This is a genomic window from Vibrio sp. D173a (assembly GCF_030248475.1).
Genome location: NZ_JAHGAH010001542.1, coordinates 1 through 732, shown reverse-complemented (window position 1 = coordinate 732; position 732 = coordinate 1). Strand labels below are relative to the sequence as shown.

Annotated in this window: 2 protein-coding genes and 1 pseudogene; 2 read left to right on the top strand and 1 reads right to left on the bottom strand. The window is 43.9% G+C overall.

Annotated features, from left to right (window positions below; genetic code table 11):
- Both KIV40_RS34620 and KIV40_RS34615 read left to right on the top strand, forming a co-directional pair.
- The coding region (locus tag KIV40_RS34620; protein WP_285353981.1) for an inositol monophosphatase family protein at positions 1-230 on the top strand (230 nt) is incomplete at its 5' end.
- Between the two features lie 97 nt (positions 231-327).
- Positions 328-654 (top strand): putative Ig domain-containing protein, encoded by a 327-nt coding sequence (locus KIV40_RS34615; RefSeq protein WP_375164958.1) that lies wholly within the window; start codon positions 328-330, stop codon positions 652-654.
- Here KIV40_RS34615 and KIV40_RS35695 read toward each other — a convergent pair.
- Positions 650-732 (bottom strand): annotated as a pseudogene (locus KIV40_RS35695) (1-deoxy-D-xylulose-5-phosphate synthase N-terminal domain-containing protein); the annotation flags it as partial. The gene KIV40_RS34615 and the pseudogene KIV40_RS35695 overlap by 5 nt on opposite strands.

Below are 732 nucleotides of genomic sequence, written 5' to 3'. Positions count from 1 at the left end.
CCTGCCTGGTTGCAGAGGGTGCGGTAGATTGTTACCTACGTTTAGGTCCAACTGGTGAATGGGATACAGCCGAAACCCAGTGCATCGTTGAAGAAGCGGGCGGGCGTATTCTCAGCACTCACCTAGAGCCGCTGTCATACAACGAACGCGAAACTCTAGAGAATCCAAATTTCATCGTACTCGGTGACGCCGACCTACCTTGGGCTGAGATATTGCAAGGTAAAGATTAGTTTTATCAATTACATACTGCTGAGACTTCACTCTAAGTATCACGCATAGAATGTGAATAAAGTTCAATAAGCAACCATTTGCTATACGAATGGTTTGATGTTGATTCCATTCCTATTTATAAAAAGCTACTTAATAATAAATAGGAATGGATACTCCATGAAACGTCTTAGTTTGCTAGCTAGTTCAATCGCTCTAATTCTATCAGGATGCGGTAGCGACAGTTCAGATAGTAGCCCACAAACACCACCAAGCTCGTCATTTGAAATCAACTCTACGGCCAACACCACCGCCACAGAAGATATTCAATACCAATATCAACTTTCAACAAACCACTCAGAGCCCGTTACATATTCTGCAAATAATATCCCTGCAGGTATGACGCTAAGCAGTGATGGGTTGCTCACATGGACACCATTACAATAGGGCCGATGTAGTTGAAGCCTAGCTCTTCGAATAAGGTGCCAGGAACAACCATGCCTTTTAGGTGTTCTTCCGTACGAC

What these genes read in the sequence shown, in the direction of transcription:
- KIV40_RS34615 (WP_375164958.1), top strand. Translation starts at nt 328, where the DNA reads ATGTTGATTCCATTCCTATTTATAAAAAGCTACTTAATAATAAATAGG.